This is a genomic window from Acetobacter sp. DmW_043 (assembly GCF_002153485.1).
In the GTDB taxonomy this organism is placed as follows: Bacteria; Pseudomonadota; Alphaproteobacteria; order Acetobacterales; family Acetobacteraceae; genus Acetobacter; species Acetobacter thailandicus.
Genome location: NZ_JOMN01000021.1, coordinates 15,587 through 33,097, shown reverse-complemented (window position 1 = coordinate 33,097; position 17,511 = coordinate 15,587). Strand labels below are relative to the sequence as shown.

At 49.8% G+C, this 17,511-nt stretch carries 12 protein-coding genes; 3 read left to right on the top strand and 9 right to left on the bottom strand.

Going from position 1 to position 17,511, the window contains the following annotated elements; all coding sequences use genetic code 11:
* Positions 1–5: 5 nt before the first annotated feature.
* The 9 genes from HK11_RS07310 to HK11_RS07270 form a co-directional block, all read right to left on the bottom strand.
* Entirely contained in the window at positions 6–1,208 is a 1,203-nt protein-coding gene (locus HK11_RS07310; RefSeq protein WP_086554701.1) for a cytochrome P450, read from the bottom strand.
* Positions 1,205–2,941: a hydantoinase B/oxoprolinase family protein gene (locus HK11_RS07305; protein ID WP_233133362.1), complete on the bottom strand. Its 1,737-nt coding sequence runs from the start codon at positions 2,939–2,941 to the stop codon at positions 1,205–1,207. The genes HK11_RS07310 and HK11_RS07305 overlap by 4 nt, the downstream gene beginning before the upstream one ends.
* Positions 2,938–5,043, bottom strand: coding sequence for a hydantoinase/oxoprolinase family protein (locus tag HK11_RS07300; RefSeq protein ID WP_086554699.1), 2,106 nt, complete (start codon positions 5,041–5,043; stop codon positions 2,938–2,940). The genes HK11_RS07305 and HK11_RS07300 overlap by 4 nt, the downstream gene beginning before the upstream one ends.
* A complete protein-coding gene (locus HK11_RS07295; RefSeq protein WP_086554698.1) occupies positions 5,043–6,200 on the bottom strand; it encodes a mandelate racemase/muconate lactonizing enzyme family protein in 1,158 nt (385 codons plus the stop codon). The genes HK11_RS07300 and HK11_RS07295 overlap by 1 nt, the downstream gene beginning before the upstream one ends.
* Before the next feature lie 67 nt (positions 6,201–6,267).
* Entirely contained in the window at positions 6,268–7,461 is a 1,194-nt protein-coding gene (locus HK11_RS07290; RefSeq protein ID WP_086554697.1) for an MFS transporter, read from the bottom strand.
* 1 nt (position 7,462) lies between these two features.
* Positions 7,463–9,058, bottom strand: a complete 1,596-nt coding sequence (locus HK11_RS07285; RefSeq protein WP_086554696.1) for a carboxylesterase/lipase family protein — start codon at positions 9,056–9,058, stop codon at positions 7,463–7,465.
* Positions 9,059–9,082: 24 nt separating this feature from the next.
* Positions 9,083–11,494, bottom strand: coding sequence for a TonB-dependent receptor (locus tag HK11_RS07280; protein ID WP_158092906.1), 2,412 nt, complete (start codon positions 11,492–11,494; stop codon positions 9,083–9,085).
* Positions 11,495–11,689: 195 nt separating this feature from the next.
* Positions 11,690–12,919 (bottom strand): NAD(P)/FAD-dependent oxidoreductase, encoded by a 1,230-nt coding sequence (locus HK11_RS07275; RefSeq protein WP_086554694.1) that lies wholly within the window; start codon positions 12,917–12,919, stop codon positions 11,690–11,692.
* Positions 12,919–13,242, bottom strand: coding sequence for a 2Fe-2S iron-sulfur cluster-binding protein (locus HK11_RS07270; protein ID WP_086554693.1), 324 nt, complete (start codon positions 13,240–13,242; stop codon positions 12,919–12,921). Before HK11_RS07270 ends, HK11_RS07275 begins: the two co-directional genes overlap by 1 nt.
* Positions 13,243–13,427: 185 nt before the next feature.
* Here HK11_RS07270 and HK11_RS07265 point away from each other — a divergent pair, with 185 nt between their 5' ends.
* The 3 genes from HK11_RS07265 to HK11_RS07255 are packed head-to-tail and all read left to right on the top strand — an operon-like array spanning position 13,428 to position 17,500.
* On the top strand, positions 13,428–14,750 hold the full coding sequence (locus HK11_RS07265; RefSeq protein WP_086554692.1) for an aromatic ring-hydroxylating dioxygenase subunit alpha: 1,323 nt from the start codon (positions 13,428–13,430) through the stop codon (positions 14,748–14,750).
* A 12-nt stretch (positions 14,751–14,762) separates the two neighbouring features.
* Positions 14,763–16,196, top strand: a complete 1,434-nt coding sequence (locus HK11_RS07260) for a glutamine synthetase family protein (protein WP_086554691.1) — start codon at positions 14,763–14,765, stop codon at positions 16,194–16,196.
* 53 nt (positions 16,197–16,249) lie between these two features.
* A complete protein-coding gene (locus HK11_RS07255; RefSeq protein WP_086554690.1) occupies positions 16,250–17,500 on the top strand; it encodes a lipase family protein in 1,251 nt (416 codons plus the stop codon).
* Positions 17,501–17,511: the final 11 nt, after the last annotated feature.

Genomic DNA, 17,511 nt, shown 5'->3' with positions numbered 1-17,511 from the left:
TCTCCTTATTGTTTGCCGCCAAGAACAAGAGGCAAAGATGTCAGCCCGCGCAGACCAGGATGCAGCCTCAGCTCTGAAGGGCCATCTGTTTCAAGGCGGTCAACTTTTTCTGCCAGAGTACGGAAGAAAACCTCGCCCTCAAGGCGGGCCATCATCTGCGCCACGCAGGCATGTGGGCCGGCGCCATAACCAATCTGGCGGGTTATTCTGCGGCGAATATCAAAACGATCAGGCTCTTCCCACGCAAGCGGATCTCGCCCGGCTGAACCTATCAGAACCAGTACTTTTTCATGCTTACCCAGTCGCTGCCCTTCGAACTCGAAATCTTCAGTCGTAGTGCGGAACAGACTTTGTGATGAACTGTCGTAACGCGTAGCTTCTTCAAAAGCAGCACGGGCAAGAGATGGATCTTCACGCAGCAATGCCCACTGCGCGGGGTGCTCAGCCAGCGCACGCAGGCACAAGCCTATTGAGTCAATCGTGGTATCAACCCCGGCAGAAAGAAAAGACCTCACAAGCAGCTTTGCCTCAGCGTGCGTGATCTCACCCCTGTCAGCAGCGGCATACATCGCAGCGCCCAGGCCATCATCTGTCAGAGCCGAGCGCTCACAATGAGCATCAACCCAGGCACTCACTTCTTCAGCCCGTGACAAAAGCTGATCATACCATGGTGTACGCGGCCCGAATGCACCAAACACCATACCGCCATAGACGAGCATCATGTCACGGTCGAGAGGAGGCATACCCACAGCGTCAGGAAACACCTTCATGGGAAAAGGCAGAACGAGCTCTGACACAGCTTCAATACGGCCACGCTCTGTTGCTCTGCTTATCAGGTCATCTGCCACACCGGTAAACTCGGTACGCATTTTTTGCAGAGCACCCGGGGTAAACAAACGCATAAGTACCTTGCGGGTGCGGTCATGGTCGGGCGGGTCAACCTCAAGAATAATGCTGGGCTGACGCCAGTTTTTATCTTTAAAATAATTCGTCAGCCCACCACCACCGGCGTTGCTGAAACGCTGCCAGTCGGTCAGTACTGTGCGCACCTGGTCATAGTGGTGCACCACCCAGATATTATGCTTTTCAAGCCAGACAACAGGCCCAAGAGCACGCAGCTGTGCATAATAACGATAAGGATCAGCCCTGAACTCTGCTGAAAACGGATCGAGGTCTGAAACAACGCGTTTATCCGTAATAATAGTCATGAGTGTTGTCCTCTCATTCTGGCTCTGTAGGCACGGGTTTCGCTCTCATCCACATCCAGGTCAGCTGTCAGAACCACTCCGTAGGCAGACAAAGCTCCGTCACGTGTCACACGACCGTCCCGCACATCCTCCAGCACATGCACGGGGTCACGCTCTAAGGGGTCGCCATAGCCACCACCACCCGCCATGACATGACGGTAAACATCACCCTTACCAAGTATAATCGGATCAAGCGGCATAGCCGGCAGAGTGCTCTCCTGCCCCTGCGAGATCAGAATATTTGAAGCTGCCGCACCAGGCCTGCCACCAAACAGACCATGTGGCGGATATTTCACTTTATCAGAACGCACACCAAAATAGACGTTATCCTGCAGGATACGATATTCGCGCAGAATACCGAGGCCACCACGCTGTTTACCCGCTCCGGCCGTATCAGGCACAACACCATAACGCTCAATACGAATGGGATAGTCTGTCTCTATAATTTCGACAGGAACATTTGCCTGGTTAGAGGCCATATGAGGTACACCCTCCTGGCCATCATGCTGTGCTGTTCCGCCCCACACACCCATTACGCACTCAGAAAACACAAAGGTACGGCCACGATACACGCCACTGAAACTGGGCAAAGTAGACCCGCCTGCACCGTCAGCTGCCACACTCTCGGGCAAACATGGCGCCAGTGCTCCAAATACACAATCAACAATACGATACCCTGTAATACCCCGGCCGCCGCAGGCCGCGGGGTAAGTACAGTTTAGCACAGTACCTTCTGGCGCAACGACTTTAATAGGACGGGTATAACCGTGACAGTTGGGAACGTCAGCCCCCATAACTGAACGCAGTGCCGCGTAAACATTCGACTTACAAAAAGAGACAGGCGCGTTGATACCACCTGCAACCTGCTCTGAAGTTCCTGTCCAGTCAGCGGTTACTTCATCACCCTGCACATGCAGGGCCAGGCGAAAAACAACCGGGGCTCCCTGCTCTCCCAAACCGTCAATATGGTCTTCAAAAGTATAGATACCATCAGCAATTGAACGAATAGACTCACGAGCCAGACGTTCAGCATAGTCATGTAGCGCCGCGGTATAAAAATGCAGCTCCTCACGACCATAACGCCGCAGCATATCAGCGAATGCACGATCACCGGCCTGAACTGCCGCACATTGCGCCGCAATATCCCCCAAAACCAGGTCGGGTGTACGCACATTTGCCGCAATAATAGCGTGAATGGCGGTATCAGGCATATTTTTACGAAACAGCTTTAAAAAAGGAAGGCGCAGCCCTTCCTGATGAATGCTGACAGAACTGAGAGAATTACTGCCAGGCACCAGCCCGCCCACATCAACATGATGCGCAATGGTAGCTGCCCATCCACACAAAATACTGTCATGAAAAAGAGGTTTTACAACATAAATATCTGGCAGATGCTGCCCTGATGCCAGGTAAGGGTCATTGCCAACAAAAACATCACCCTCATCAATATTTCCGGCATATTCTGTGATCAGATGCTGCATGGCATCATAAAAACTACCAAGATGCATGGGAGTTGTAAGGCCCTGGGCAATGTTCTGCCCCTGCGGGTCGCACAAAGCAGTGGAAAAATCCATCGCATCGCGTACAATTGGCGAATGAGCTGTGCGCATGAGAATAATCGCCATCTCATCAGCAATAGCTTCAAATCCGTTTTTTATAATCTCAAGAAGAGCCAGGTCACACTCAGCCATCATGCGCCTCCCTGTTCTGGCAGATCAATCACCACGTTATTATAAGCATCACGCCAGACCATGCAGTCAGGCGGCACAATGGTGGTGCCTTCATATTCCTCAATAATCATCGGCCCCTGACGCGGTTTATCGTTCAGCAGGTAACGGTGGAGCACAGGTGTGGACAGCAGGCCATGCTGCGCGCCAAAATAGGCCATACGTGTGCTTTCCTCAGCCAGATGGCCACCAGCTATCACCTTATTAATTTCAGGCGGACGTGCAGGCGGGCGTGAGGTCACCACACGAATACTGACAAGCTCCATGTGGCCATTATCATGCACATAGCCGTAGCTGCGTTTGTGCTCAGCCATAAAATCCTGCGCTGCCTGCTTAATCACATCAGCGGTAACCGTGGCTGATGAAAGTGGTACACTCAGCTCATACCCCTGCCCCTGATAACGCAGCTGCGCAAAACGGGTAATAGTCAGCCCGGCATTATCGTCTTCACCCATTTCAGAGCAAAGTGCAGACTGCAAGGCATGATAAGCGGCTTCAAGAGCACGTCGTGCCTCTTCCCCGGCAGGCAAAGGCGCGGCATAGGCAATTGTACGGCCCATTTCATAATCAGCAAAAAGCAGACCAACAGCACTGAACACACCTGCTCCAGGTGGCACAATCACTCGTCCGATATTCAGCTCACGGGCAAGTAACGCCGCATGCATGCCACCATTGCCGCCAAAAGCCAGCATTGTGAAGTCACGTGGATTACGACCACGATAGGTCGAAACAGCCTTAACCGCACGCATCATCGTCGCATTAGCAACACAATGCACACCATAAGCTGCCTCGAGCAAACTTATATCCGTTTTATCGCAGACAGCAGCCTGCAAAGCATCTCTGGCACACTGTGCATTAACAGGCACTGTGCCAGAAGCGAGAGCGTGAGGATTGAGGTAACCAAGCACAAGGTTGGCATCCGTTACGGTAGCCTGTGTGCCACCATGACCATAACAGGCAGGCCCTGGCATAGCCCCCATACTTTCGGGGCCAATTTTCAGCCCGCCGCCCGCATCTATGCGCACAACACTGCCGCCACCTGCGCCAACTTCTGACACATCAATAATAGGCAGCTTCAAAGCATAGCCACCACCCTTTGCCAGAGCACTGGACATAGAGATACCGCCACCGACCTCATAATCATCAGTGGCAGTCAGGCGACTATCCTGAATAAGGGAAGCTTTTGCTGTGGTGCCTCCCATATCAAACGTAATAATATCGGAATAACCGGCGACATGCCCAAGCCGTGCAGCCCCCACCACGCCCGCAGCAGGGCCACTTTCAACCACAGTAGCAGGGCGGGCAATCACCTGAGAAACATCAAGCAGTCCACCGCTGGACTGCATCATCAGCAGGCGGCCATCGAACCCTGCATTCTGAAGAGTCTGCACCAGCCCTTTAAGATAACGACTGACAACCGGCCCGACGTAAGCATTAACAACTGTTGTACTGGTGCGCTCATATTCACGTACCTCTGGCAACACATCATAGCTTACAGAGATAAAACAATCTTCCGGCAGCTCTTCCCGTAAAATACGCTCTGCCTGCTTTTCGTGTTCAGGATTAACGTAGCTATGCAAAAAACAAACAGCCACAGCTTCAACTCCGGCTTTAGCCAGCGTCTTAGCAACAGTACGTACGTTCTCTTCATCCAGCGCCTGTATCACATCGCCACGGGCATCAAGGCGTTCACGCACTTCAAGGCGCAAGCGCCGCGGCACTAAGGGCTCCGGCTTCTGATAAAGAGGCTCATATAAACGTGGCACACGAATACGACGCAGCTCCAGAACATCTCTGAAACCTTCAGTTGTTACCAGGCCTGTCCGCGCACCTTTTGCTTCAAGAATAGCATTTGTCGCAATTGTCGAGGCATGCAGCAGCTGCCCAAAAGCTGAGGCCGGCGCCTGTAACTGTGCAGCGATCTGACGCACACCGGTCAGAATACCCAAAGCATAGTCATGAGGGGTAGACGGCACTTTAGCCGTAACCAGAACACCATCAGCGGAAAGGCAGGCGACATCTGTAAAAGTCCCGCCAATATCAGCAGCTATACGATAATGTGGTTCCATCACTTATCACACCTGAAAGCAGCCAGTTTCTCTTCATCAACCGTAATGCCGAGACCCGGAGCATCAAGCGGCAGAATAGAACCATTACTAACCTGCATAGGTTCTGTCAGAATATCATCATCGTAATAATGCCCGGCTACACGATATGGATGCCGCCCTGCCGGTGCGCTGATTGCAATAACAGCCCCGAGTGACACCGCAGGCCGTGCCAGCGCAAAATGAACGTTAGCTGCTGTACCAATAGCTGATTCAATCGAGCCATTAACATCGCATGGTATCAGAGAAGCTTCGGCCACATCAGCAACTTTACAGGCACCACTTATACCACCTGCCTTAGCCAGATAAACTGAGATGCAGTCTGCTGCTCGTGCTGACACCACATCAAGCGCATCATTCACATCCCAGCAGCTCTCATCAGCGATAACAGGCACAGAAGAAGAGGCTGTCACCTCTGCCATATAACGCAGACCTTCTGAAGGCTGCTCCACCATACTGACGCCAGCCTCAACCAGACGACGCACGGTCTCCATCGCAGATTTTGCGTGACCATACCCCTGATTTGCATCAAGTCTGAGAGTTATATCGTCGCCCAGGCGCTTGCGCAGAACACCAATCAGGCGAATATCACGCGCTGCATCTGTTCCGCCTTTGATCTGCAAACAAGAGACGCCATCATCTATTGCGGCAATAGCTTCTTCAAGCGCATCCTCTTCAGGCATCAGGCCGACCATATGTGCGACAGGCACGCTGTCACGCACCTGACCACCCAGCAATTTATAAACCGGAAGACCCGCACACTTACCCCAGGCATCATACAGCGCAATGCTGACAGCACATTTGGCATAAACATTGCCTACTGCAACACGGTCCATAATCTGTGCCGCACGGGTTACAGCCGTTACGTCCTGCCCGATCAGAGCCGGTCCGATAACTGTGGTAACCATATTGATAACCGTGCCTATGGTTTCACCCCCATGACGGGCAAAATCCCCTCCCCAGTCCGGCAAAGGAGTAGCTTCACCATAACCTGTCACACCATTTTCTGTCGTGATACGCACAGCAACAAAGTTACCAAGCTGACCAAGCATACCAGCCCAGCGAAAGTCACGCCGTGACGGCAGAGAAAACGGAAAAGCCTCAACAGAAATAATCTTCACAGTATCATCTCCATAATCACAGACTGATTAAAAAATATACAGTTCTGCAATCATAATTTTATACAGATCATGCACTGACAGAAGTTTTGCGGTAAGGCACCAGACAGGCGGCTACCAGCAATACACAACAGGAAAGCCCCCAGAAAGAAGACCACTGTGTCAGCGCGAGATAAACGGGAGGAGCAGCCAGGCAGATAAGTGACGTCAGCTGCCCGACAAGGCCTGAGACAACACCAATATCTTCCTGTCTGCTAACGAATGTCGGCAACTGCGCCATTGTGCCCCCTGCCATGCCACCAAAAGCCAGCAACCAGCAGATGAGCGCAACGAGCGCCCAGCCAAAACCACCGCCTGGAAAAAACAAAACAAACAAAGCGGCCAGGCCCAGGCAAACAAGCGAACGATACATTATTCTGTAATGCACCTGCTTGGTCAGAATATAACCGGTAACAAAGCCACCGAGCATCATGGCAAAAATTTTTGCTGCTGCTATGCCACTGTTAGACATACCCACCTCAACCCCGTAAGCACGAGCGAGGTAAGAAGGGGTAACAACACTAACGCCATAAGCAACCGCATTAGGTAAAGCGAGCGAAAAACCAAGACGTATAATAGCTTTGTCTTTAAACAATAAAGCCAGGCCACCATTACCAGTATTGACATTTACCTGTTCTTTGCGGCGCGGCAGCTGCATAACAAAACAGGTGAGTGCTGCAAAAATAGCCGCATGCCACAAAAAAACATGCTGCCAGACACCACCGATGGTAAATGGCACGGCCAGCAACAAGCCGAAAGCATAACCAACAGGCCCATATGTAGACCAGAAAGACAGGGCGCGTGTACGGGCGTCGCCTTCAAGCCAGGACACAAGAGCCGATGGGCATGTCACGGTCAGGGCACCAAAAGACGCCCCTGACAAACACATACCAAAATAAATAAGTAACCAGCTATGAGCCTGACTTAAACAGACATCGCCTGCGATCGCGAGCAAGCCTGCCAGCACCATACCTGAACGAATACCAATACGATCAACCAAGCGCCCTATAGGTACGCATGCCAGAGCAGAGGGCAAAGAAAAAAGCGAAATTGCAAAACCAGCCTGTGGCGCTGCAATTGAAAGATCGTGGATAACATGAGGCAGAAATGAAACAAAAACACCAATACTGGACATTGAAGCCACGATCATCGCGTAGCAAAAAAGCAAAAGCCAGAGCGCTGAAGTGTTGCCAAGAAACGGGCTGACATTAACAGGTTCTTTCATATCACCCCTCCTCCTCCAGTACGCGGTTGTTCATTGCCTGCCCCAGCAAAACAAGACGATCATAATGATCGATGCTGCTTAACCCCTGCGCATGAGCATCCAGGCTAAAAAGCTGACGCTTTGCAGGCTGATAAACAGGCCAGTGTGTTAAACCACTGCCATTAGGCGAGCCTGTTTTTGCAAAATTCAGCCAGTAGCCAGAGACAACCTGCATCAGATGTTCCTGTTCTGAGCGACGGGCGGGCTCTTCATACTGATGTGTTTTAAGTACAAACCCTATTTCAGCACCATGAAAAGCACCTGCATCTGCCAGCTGACCTGGTGCCGGGTGTGGGTTAACTGGTTTTGTATGCGCATAATCAAAGCGATAGGCATAGCTGGGCACATGCCGCGACATCACCTGTGACAATACGATGGTATTCCAGTTAAACACGACATCACCAAATATCTGATGCCCCATAGCCGCAGGCGTATTATACCCTTCCTGACGCAAAACCTGCAGCAGCGGATCACGCTGCTGACCATAAAAATCTGATACAGCAGACTGGAGCCCGGTTTGTGTGCCGCCACCCATTGGTGGAAAAAGGCTGCCTTCATCATGGTTATGCCCGGCCATAACCGGCACCCGGGCACAGTCACCTTCTGCCATCATGCTGTAAGGCGAGCGTGGAACAAGCCAGCCATCAACAGCAGGATAAAACAGCCAGTTAAAACCATACGACTTGATAAGATCTTTTGCCGGAATGCGGCGTAATGCCTCGAGCGATGGCGCTTTAAGGCTCTGAGCATAAGCCGCCCCCACCTGCTCCATCTGCTTTGTGTTACCAAGCAGAATATAAGAGCTGGGTTTACCAAGTGGTGCGCCACTTTGCGCAACGGCCCGATGAAACAAGCCACGTGAAGCCGGCATAACAAGATGATAGGCAACACTAAAGGCACCAGCTGACTGGCCAAAAATCGTGACATTATCAGGGTCACCGCCAAACCGGGCAATATTGTCACGAACCCACTGAAGGGCAGCAACCTGGTCCATCAGCCCATAGTTACCTGACACACCATGAGGAGATTCCTGCGCCAGCTCCGGATGAGCAAAGCTACCTAAGATCCCTACACGGTAGTTAACAGAGACAAAAACAACACCATCAGCAGCCAGACGCGCACCATCATATTTTGGGTCCTGCGACGACCCCATGATAAAGGCACCGCCATAAATCCAGACCATAACCGGGCGTAAACGCCCGTCTGATGGAGGGGCCCATACATTAAGATTCAGGCAATCCTCATCCATATGCGACGGGGTGAAGCTTTCCATTGGCCCGGACGGTGCCCAGGGACTGCCTCCAAACTGTGTGCACGACCTGACACCGGCCCAGGGTGTAACAGGTTGCGGTGGTTTCCAGCGTAAATTGCCCACAGGAGGCGCTGCATACGGAATACCAAGCCAGGCGGTTACTCCCGGTTGCATCGTGGCACAACCATAAACCTGCCCGGCCGTCGTCTGACGTACCGGAGCCGGACCTGCAGCACCCAGGCCACCGGCGAGACAGGCACCTCCCGCCAGCAGAAACGTTCTGCGACCGAAACCATATTCCGTCATGTGCACTCTCCTGCGTATCAGATATCAGAAACCTGCTGATACCGTTGCCATGGCCATAAACGGTGTAGAAACGTAATAAGACGGTGTACCACTTTTCGCGACAGTGCCACCATTGACGCCTTTTGTTGCCACAGCATTAGACTGGACGCTATAGACCCCGGAAAGATAGTGGTTATTAGCAAGATTAACGATATTTAAGCGAATTTCAGGATGCTTGAGAAATCCGATATTATGCATACGATACCCTGCTGTCAGATCAGCCTGCACATAGGATGGTATGGATTCATCATTCATAAATGTTGAATACTGCTTACCAACCCATTTAATACCAGCATTGCCGAACCATGTACCATCATCATAATCAAGGCCAAAGCCAAGCTGATATTTTGGTGCCATAACTGCATTTTTACCTTTTGTCGGCAGTGCATTGTTACCGACATAAAGGTTATTATCAATTTTAGCATCGAGATATTCAGCTGACATATAAGGGCGGAAATGATGAATAGGTGCTGTGCCAAGCTCAAAATCTACACCACGCGCATGCTGTCCACCACCATTCAGCTGAGACGGAATTTGCTGGTTACCACGGTAAATCATTGTACTGACAAGGCGATTAGTCATATTATAATTAAAGAATGCAATACGGGCCATTACCTTATCTGAGGTATAACGATACCCTATTTCTTCAGAAATCGTATATTCAGGCTTAAGGTTGAGGTTAGCTGCGCCGGTTACAGCACCATTATAGGTACTTTCATACATTGCATTGGTCGTAGGAAGACGAAAAGCCGTGCTACCATTAATGTAAAACTGATGATGTGAATTAATAGTATAAGTCATACCAACATTTGGAAGAGGCTCAGCCGTATTAACACCCATATGATAAGGAGTACCAGGAAGTGAGTTTGTCCCCTGGCGGTTAACCATTGCCTCACGAAAGCCTGCTGTAATTTTCAGCTTATCATGAAATAATGAGAGTGTATCAGCAATATATAATACATTAGTCGTAATATATGAATGAGACGCCATCAGATAATACGGACTGCCATCAGCCTGCCTGTAATAGTGGCTGTCACCCCATGGATTCATTGGCGAACCATTTGCTTTTACACGACCATACTGTGAAAAAAGATTATCATTTTCATATTGAAACCAGTAACCAAACGTCAGAGTGTTATGCCGTGTCGCATAAGCCATGTTTGTATTAAACCCGGAGCGTGATGTTTGCTCGATATAAGGTTCATACACCATTGATGAACCACCAATTTTTCCATCGCCGTTCAGGTCAACCTGGTATTTATTCAAACCACTGTAAACAGCATCTTCTGATACAACACCCCCAAAGCCGGTTGTGCCATAGTTATAATATGTATAAGGCGTAAAATTGAACGTCAGCTGATCTGTGAGCTTCAGTTTTGTCGGCGCAGAAACAAGGAGTGCTTCATAGGGGTTCTGGTGAAGCTTGTAATATTTTGAATTTGTACCATTGTCATAGTCTTTAGTATAATTATATCCAGGCCCTGCTTTAAACTGTGCGGCCGTAGGATAATTATAGTTAGAAATATTAAAGTTACCGTAAGTGATTGTCAGCTTTGTATTGCTTTGCTTTCCCCAGTCTTTAACAACACCAACGTCAACATGTGTTTTTGAATCATGACCGGCACCACGCGTATGATCTGCCTCTGTCTGCGACACAGAAACAAACATACGGATTCCCGAACGCCCAAGGTCACCGCTATCTACACGCATAAACCCACGCGCCATGTTATATGACCCACCGGTTGCGTCGGCCATCACATGAAAATTATGTGAAGGGTTACGTGTAAACAATGTCATCACACCGCCGGATGCGTTGACTGTTGGGGTTGTCACATCGGGAGAACCCTGCTCCAGACTTATTTTTTCAAGATTTTCAGTATCAGCCCACTCAGAGGGGTTAACAATACTGTTATATGACCCCGTAACCGGAATACCTTCATAAACAAAGCCCATCTGTGAAGCATCAAGTCCACGGACTGAGAAACCACCACCACCAAACTGCATACCAAATGGATCAGATGAAGCCGCATTAGCACCAGGTGTCAGCTTCATCAGCTGAAAAGCAGACTGAGTAGGCGACTGTTTAGCAATAAAATCCCGCGTCACAGTACTAACAGACTTATCGCCTGTTTCTTTGGTCATCAGACCACCGCCAAACTGCTGACCAGTTACCCCACTTGCCGAAATAACCCCTGAACCATGCACTTCAAGATACTCGTTATTGCGACTTCCTATTTCTTTTCGAGGAACTTTTTTATTCTGATCAACCGGCACCTGTATTTTTTTACGCGGGCTAACCGTTTTATGCGTAACCGCTGCATGTGCCCTTTCGGCTGCAACGTGCGTTACCAGAGAAACACAACTAACCAACAAAACGAACTTTCTACTGTAACGCATCACTGACCCTTCCCCCATGACAGAGTGAAAAACTCATCTCCTGACAAACACAAAAACCGCAATTTATTTTGAAAACGAAACAATCAACGTTATCAAAAACAAATAAATAAAAAAACAAATATTCTATTTATTAAATTAAAAACAAAAAATAACGTAATATTAACTGAGAAAATTCAAGTATTAATTGCTTATACTTTATTTCCCAATAAGCCCCTTCAGATCGAACTGAACGTCACCTGCCTGCTGCATATCCGGGCTTATCTCAGCAGCCAGTAATCTTCGGGCAAGCATATGCAACGCAGGCTGATTTATGGTTTCAACCGCTCCAAGTCGACCATTGCTATAAAAATGAAAAAGTGCATATTTTCCTGAAGATTTTTCTCCTCTCACGACGCAGGTCATACCATCCTCTATGATACCTGCCGTCTGAAATTTTACTCCAAGCTGATCAGACCAGAACCACGGCACAGCAGCATATTCTTTCGCCTCGCCGACAATAACTGAAGCTGCAACCCGCGCCTGATCCATCGCATTTTGCACACATTCTAATCTTAATGTCTGAGCATGGTGTGCGACAGGAGACCTGCTGCAATCACCAATTGCGAATATAAATTCATCGGAAGTTTTACAGAATTTATCAACAACAATACCATCCTGGCACGCTAAGCCCGCTTCACCCGCCAGTGTCTGTTCTGGCACAATACCTGTGCCCAGAATAACCATTTCTGCATTAATGACAGTATCATCATGCAACACGACATCTATTATTGTTTTATGTCCTGCATTAATGGCTCTTACCGGACATGATAAATGGAGAGAATTGCCTGCTTTTTTATGTAGCTCTGCAACATATTCAGACAACTCTGCTGAAGCGGCACGGCGCAAAAGACGTGGCGCCATTTCAACAATATGCACCTCTTTTTTAAAGTGCGTTCGTAATGTTGCGGCAAGCTCAAGCCCGACATAACCGCCGCCAATAACAACCACTGCACCAGAAAGAGAAGCTGCTCTTCTGGCTATATTCGAGGCATCCTGCACGGTACGCAACGTATAAACGTGCTCTGGTAAATCAGCTCCATGCCATGGCCTGGGTTTGCTCCCTGTCGCCAGAACAAGATAATTGTAAGAAACTATCTTACCATTACTCAGCACAACATTTTTCTGCCCGGGGTTTACTGCTGTTACCTTTACTCCTGTCAGAAGATCAATGTTATCCTCCTGATAAAAAGACGCGCTTTTTAAAGGAAGGGAATCTACACTGACAGCACCGGTCATATACCCTTTTGACAAAGGCGGACGATGACAGGGTATACCTTCTTCTTCACTGACAAGAAGAATACGATCAGTATAACCTGCTTCTCTCAGGGCAGCTGCACAGGTTACCCCTGCATGCGATGCACCAATAATGACCGTCCCCGCCGACATCAGAACTGCCTGTCGGGCACTTCTATGCCCATACCATCCATACTGTCATCAACCATGACCTGACAGGCCAGACGGCTGTTGGGTCGGCGTTCAGCTGCAACGCCTTCAAGCATTTCAGATTCTTCGTCTGTCAGGTCCGGCAAACGATCAGAGTAACTCTCATCAATATAAACATGGCAGGTCGCACAGGCGCAGGCTCCGCCACATTCAGCGTCTATTCCACGAATATTTGCCTGAATGGCAAGCTGCATGACACTGACACCACTTTTGGCATCCACTTTACGAACGCTTCCATCACGCTGGTGAAAAATCAGTTCTGGCATACTCAGGTGTTCCATAACGTGAAAATAACAGTAACGCGATAACCCCGATGAGACTCAGTTCGTCGCGATATCAAAACAAACTTGCATCCTTTCCGTATTTCTTGCAAGCATAATGTTCGTATAAAAAAAATATGTTCACATAGAAAACATTTCATTTTACTCATCAGCCACAGGAGAACGTCCACATGATGAGCGCAGAACAAAATGCAAGGATCACGCGTATCACGGCAGATCAGCCGGCAGGCAAGCTGTTACGCCAGTACTGGCAGCCTGTAGCCCTTTCAGTCGAGCTTGAAGGTCCGCGTCCTATCCGCCCCGTCGAACTGCTGGGGCAGCATTTTGTCATTTTTCGTGACGAAAGCGGCACACTGGGCATGCTTGACCGCGACTGTCCGCACCGCAATGCTGACCTGGCGTTTGGTCGCCTTGAGGATGGCGGGCTACGCTGCCCGTTTCATGGCTGGCTTTTCGATGTTAACGGGGACTGCCTCCAGACTCCGGCGGAGCCAAAAGGCAGCACCCTCTGCAAACGCATTAAGCAAAAATCCTATCCGGTTATTGAAAAAAGCGGGATTATTTTTGCTTTTCCTGGTGAAGGTAAGCCTCCGGCTTTTCCTGATCTTGACTGTTTTATTGCCCCTGACAACTATGTTTTTGCATTTAAGGGGCTGATGGAATGCAACTGGCTTCAGGCACTTGAAGTCGGTATTGACCCGGCTCATGCCAGCTTTCTGCATCGTTTTTTTGAAGATGATGAAGCCGAATCCTCTTACGGGCGTCAGTTTCGTGCAACATCTGCCAACAGCACAATGCCCATGACCCGCGTTCTGCGTGAATTTGACTGCCCCGATATTACAGTCGACACAACCGACTATGGCCTGCAGCTTATTGCCACACGCGCTATGAGCGAAGAGAACACACATGTGCGCGTCACAAATGTTCTGTTCCCACAGGCTTTCGTTATTCCGCTCTCAGGCGAAATGACCATAACTCAGTGGCATGTACCTGTTAATGATACCAGCTGTTACTGGTATGCTATTTTCACCAGCTTCTCAGAACCGGTCGATAAAGACCATATGCGTGAGCAGCGCCTGAAGCTTTATACGCTGCCGGACTACCGCCCGCGTGTAGGGCGCGCCAACGACTATGGCTTTGACCCTGGCGAACAGGCCAGCAAAACCTACACCGGTATGGGAGATGATATTAACGTACACGATCAGTGGGCCGTAGAATCACAGGGGCCGATACAGGACCGTACCCGTGAACATCTGGGCCAGACGGATAAAGGAATTATCGCCTACCGTCGCATGCTTAATCAGGCCATTGATCAGGTCGAGCGCGGTGAAAAACCACTGATGGTACTAAATGCCACTCAGGCAGCAGCCATACAGGGCCCTGCAACGATGGATGGCGTAGGCCCCGCCAGCAACACAGAGGATTACTGGAAAGACGTTGATGCCCGCCGCCGGTCTGCGGCTCCATGGCGCCAGGCCGCCGTTCAGATATAAGGGGGTTCGACGATGAGCTTTATTCAGCAGCATGGACTATGGACTGAAAAACAGCAACGCACGGCCAAAGAGGTAGCAAACAAGGTGCGTGCAGAAAACATTCAGGTTATTCGCTTTTGCTTTCCTGATCAGCATGGTATTTTACGCGGCAAAACACTTGTTGCTGACGCCCTGGGCACCGCTTTTAGCAGTGGAATCTCTCTTGCCTCCTCTCTGTTGCTGAAAGACACAGCTCATCGTACTGTTATCTCTGTTTTTTCAGCACAGAATACCATTAAGGATTCTGCGGTTCAGGGCTCTGCTGACATGTGCATGATACCTGACCCGACCAGCTTTAAGGTACTACCCTGGGCACCACATACCGGCTGGATGCTGTGTGATCTGTATTATAAAAATGGTGAAAAAGTACCTTATGCAACACGACATATTTATCGTGATGCGCTGCAACGCCTGGCTGAGACGGGCTATGAATTTATGGCCGGGCTGGAGGTCGAGTTTCACCTCACCCGCATTGAAAATCAACGCCTGCACCCTGACGATGCAGGTCAGCCAGCGGCCCCACCTGACGTTTCCCTGTCTCACCGGGGCTATAACTACCTGACAGAACTGAATTACGATCAGATCGACCCGATGATGGAGGTCATGCGTAAAACTGTTCAGGGACTTGGACTCGGCTTGCTTTCGCTAGAGGTCGAATTTGGACCAGGGCAGGTCGAAATGGTTTTTAAAGCCGATAAAGGCCTGCAACCAGCCGATGACATGATTCTGTTTCGCTCTGCTGTAAAACAGGTTTGCCGCAGACACGGCTACCATGCCAGCTTTATGTGCCGGCCTCGTCTGCCTTCTGTCATGTCAAGCGGGTGGCACCTTCATCAGTCTCTGTGCACGCCTGACGGGAAAAATATTTTTATGCCCGAAAAAGCTGAAGATCAGCTTTCTTCAACCGGCATGGCATGGCTTGGAGGACTTTTAAAACATGCTGAATCAAGCAGTGTTTTTTCCACACCAACAATTAACGGATATAAACGCTACCGTCCGTTCTCTCTGGCCCCTGACCGGGCCATATGGGGTATTGACAACCGTGGTGTTATGCTGCGCGTTCTTTCTGCACCTCACGATAAAGCCTCACGCATTGAAAATCGTGTAGGAGAGCCAGCGGCAAACCCCTACCTCTATATGGCATCACAAATTATTGCCGGGATGGACGGTCTGAAAACCAGCGCTGACCCTGGACTACCCGCCGATGCACCATATGAAACACAGGCTCCGCTACTACCCACCACACTGGCACAGGCTACGGATGCGCTCGATAAAAGCACTCTCTTTCGTGGGGCTATGAGTGATACTTTTATTAATTACCTGATTGCAATTAAACGCTCTGAAATAAGGCGGTATGAACTTGAAGTTTCTGAATGGGAACAACGGGAATATTTTGATATATTCTGATATCGTAACTTTTACCCTCTCTCCGGCCTCTCTGTCACCTCACAGGATCTGACATGAAATTTCCATCGCTGCTCTCTTCTCTTCTGATGCTTTCCACAATCTGCCTGCCGGTGCAGAGCATGGCTGCACCTCCTGCACCGTTTTATGACTGGTCTGGCCCGGTCACAGATGCCCCGGGTACAATGCTGCGCTCAGAACCTCTCAAAGCAACCTGGCTGCCAGCTGATACAGGCAAAGCTTTTAAAATTCTTTACAGCTCAACCGATGGAATGAAACCCGAAAACAAAGTGCCGGTCTCAGGGTATATCCTCATCCCTTCCGGCCCGGCTCCCAAAGGCGGGTGGCCACTGGTTATCTGGGCACATGGCACAACAGGAGTGGCTGATGTCTGTGCACCATCATGGATGGGCCCTGCAGCCAGAGACCAGGCCTATCTGAATGTATGGCTGAAACGAGGCTTTGCTGTTGTCGCATCCGACTATCAGGGACTGGGTACACCAGGCACACACCCTTATCTGTTATACCGCCCCGAAGCCTATAGCCTGCTTGATGCAGCACGAGCTGTGCTGAAGCAGCATCATTTCGATATACAAAATAAAGCAATGATTGTTGGCCAGTCACAGGGAGGGGGCGCAGCACTTGCTGCAACATGGGCTTTTCCACACTATGCACCTGACCTCAATGTCAAAGGAGCTGTGCTGACAGGCTTAGTTACTGCAATACATCAGGACACACCAGAGCTAAACGAAAAGCGCTATACAACTGTTGATGCGATGGACCCTGCTTTCGCTACACTACGCCTTGCTGGCACAGACCAGGCTATTCACCCGGAGACTGACCCTTCATCTCTCTTTTCTGAAAAAGGAAAGAAAATGCTTGAAGTTGCCCATAACGGGTGCCTGCATGATCTCTTCCGCGAAGCTAAAAAGCTGAATATCAAAACCGGTAAAGAACTCGTATCTCGCGACATCACAGCCTATGACCGCGACATGACCCGTTATTTTGAACTGCCTGACGGGCATCTCACTGTGCCGGTTTTCTTAGGCACCGGGCTTGCTGACAACATGGCCGGTACAACTGGTCAGTACGGTGCAGCTCTCGCACTTTGTAAAGCCGGCAGTGTTGTACAGTGGCATAAATACCCCGGCATTACGCATAGCGGTGCAGTCAACTACTCACTGCCTGATTCAGAGCAGTTTACGCATGACATTATGAACGGCAGCCCGGTTGCCTCATCATGCAGCGACATGCCCCCTCCGGGGCCCATTCAGAAACCAACCCCCAATATTCCTTTTAACCAGTAAACCATTAAGAA

What these genes read in the sequence shown, in the direction of transcription:
- HK11_RS07310 (WP_086554701.1), bottom strand. Translation starts at nt 1,208, where the DNA reads ATGACTATTATTACGGATAAACGCGTTGTTTCAGACCTCGATCCGTTT.
- HK11_RS07305 (WP_233133362.1), bottom strand. Translation starts at nt 2,941, where the DNA reads ATGATGGCTGAGTGTGACCTGGCTCTTCTTGAGATTATAAAAAACGGA.
- HK11_RS07300 (WP_086554699.1), bottom strand. Translation starts at nt 5,043, where the DNA reads ATGGAACCACATTATCGTATAGCTGCTGATATTGGCGGGACTTTTACA.
- HK11_RS07290 (WP_086554697.1), bottom strand. Translation starts at nt 7,461, where the DNA reads ATGAAAGAACCTGTTAATGTCAGCCCGTTTCTTGGCAACACTTCAGCG.
- HK11_RS07285 (WP_086554696.1), bottom strand. Translation starts at nt 9,058, where the DNA reads ATGACGGAATATGGTTTCGGTCGCAGAACGTTTCTGCTGGCGGGAGGT.
- HK11_RS07280 (WP_158092906.1), bottom strand. Translation starts at nt 11,494, where the DNA reads ATGCGTTACAGTAGAAAGTTCGTTTTGTTGGTTAGTTGTGTTTCTCTG.
- HK11_RS07275 (WP_086554694.1), bottom strand. Translation starts at nt 12,919, where the DNA reads ATGTCGGCGGGGACGGTCATTATTGGTGCATCGCATGCAGGGGTAACC.
- HK11_RS07270 (WP_086554693.1), bottom strand. Translation starts at nt 13,242, where the DNA reads ATGCCAGAACTGATTTTTCACCAGCGTGATGGAAGCGTTCGTAAAGTG.
- HK11_RS07265 (WP_086554692.1), top strand. Translation starts at nt 13,428, where the DNA reads ATGATGAGCGCAGAACAAAATGCAAGGATCACGCGTATCACGGCAGAT.
- HK11_RS07260 (WP_086554691.1), top strand. Translation starts at nt 14,763, where the DNA reads ATGAGCTTTATTCAGCAGCATGGACTATGGACTGAAAAACAGCAACGC.
- HK11_RS07255 (WP_086554690.1), top strand. Translation starts at nt 16,250, where the DNA reads ATGAAATTTCCATCGCTGCTCTCTTCTCTTCTGATGCTTTCCACAATC.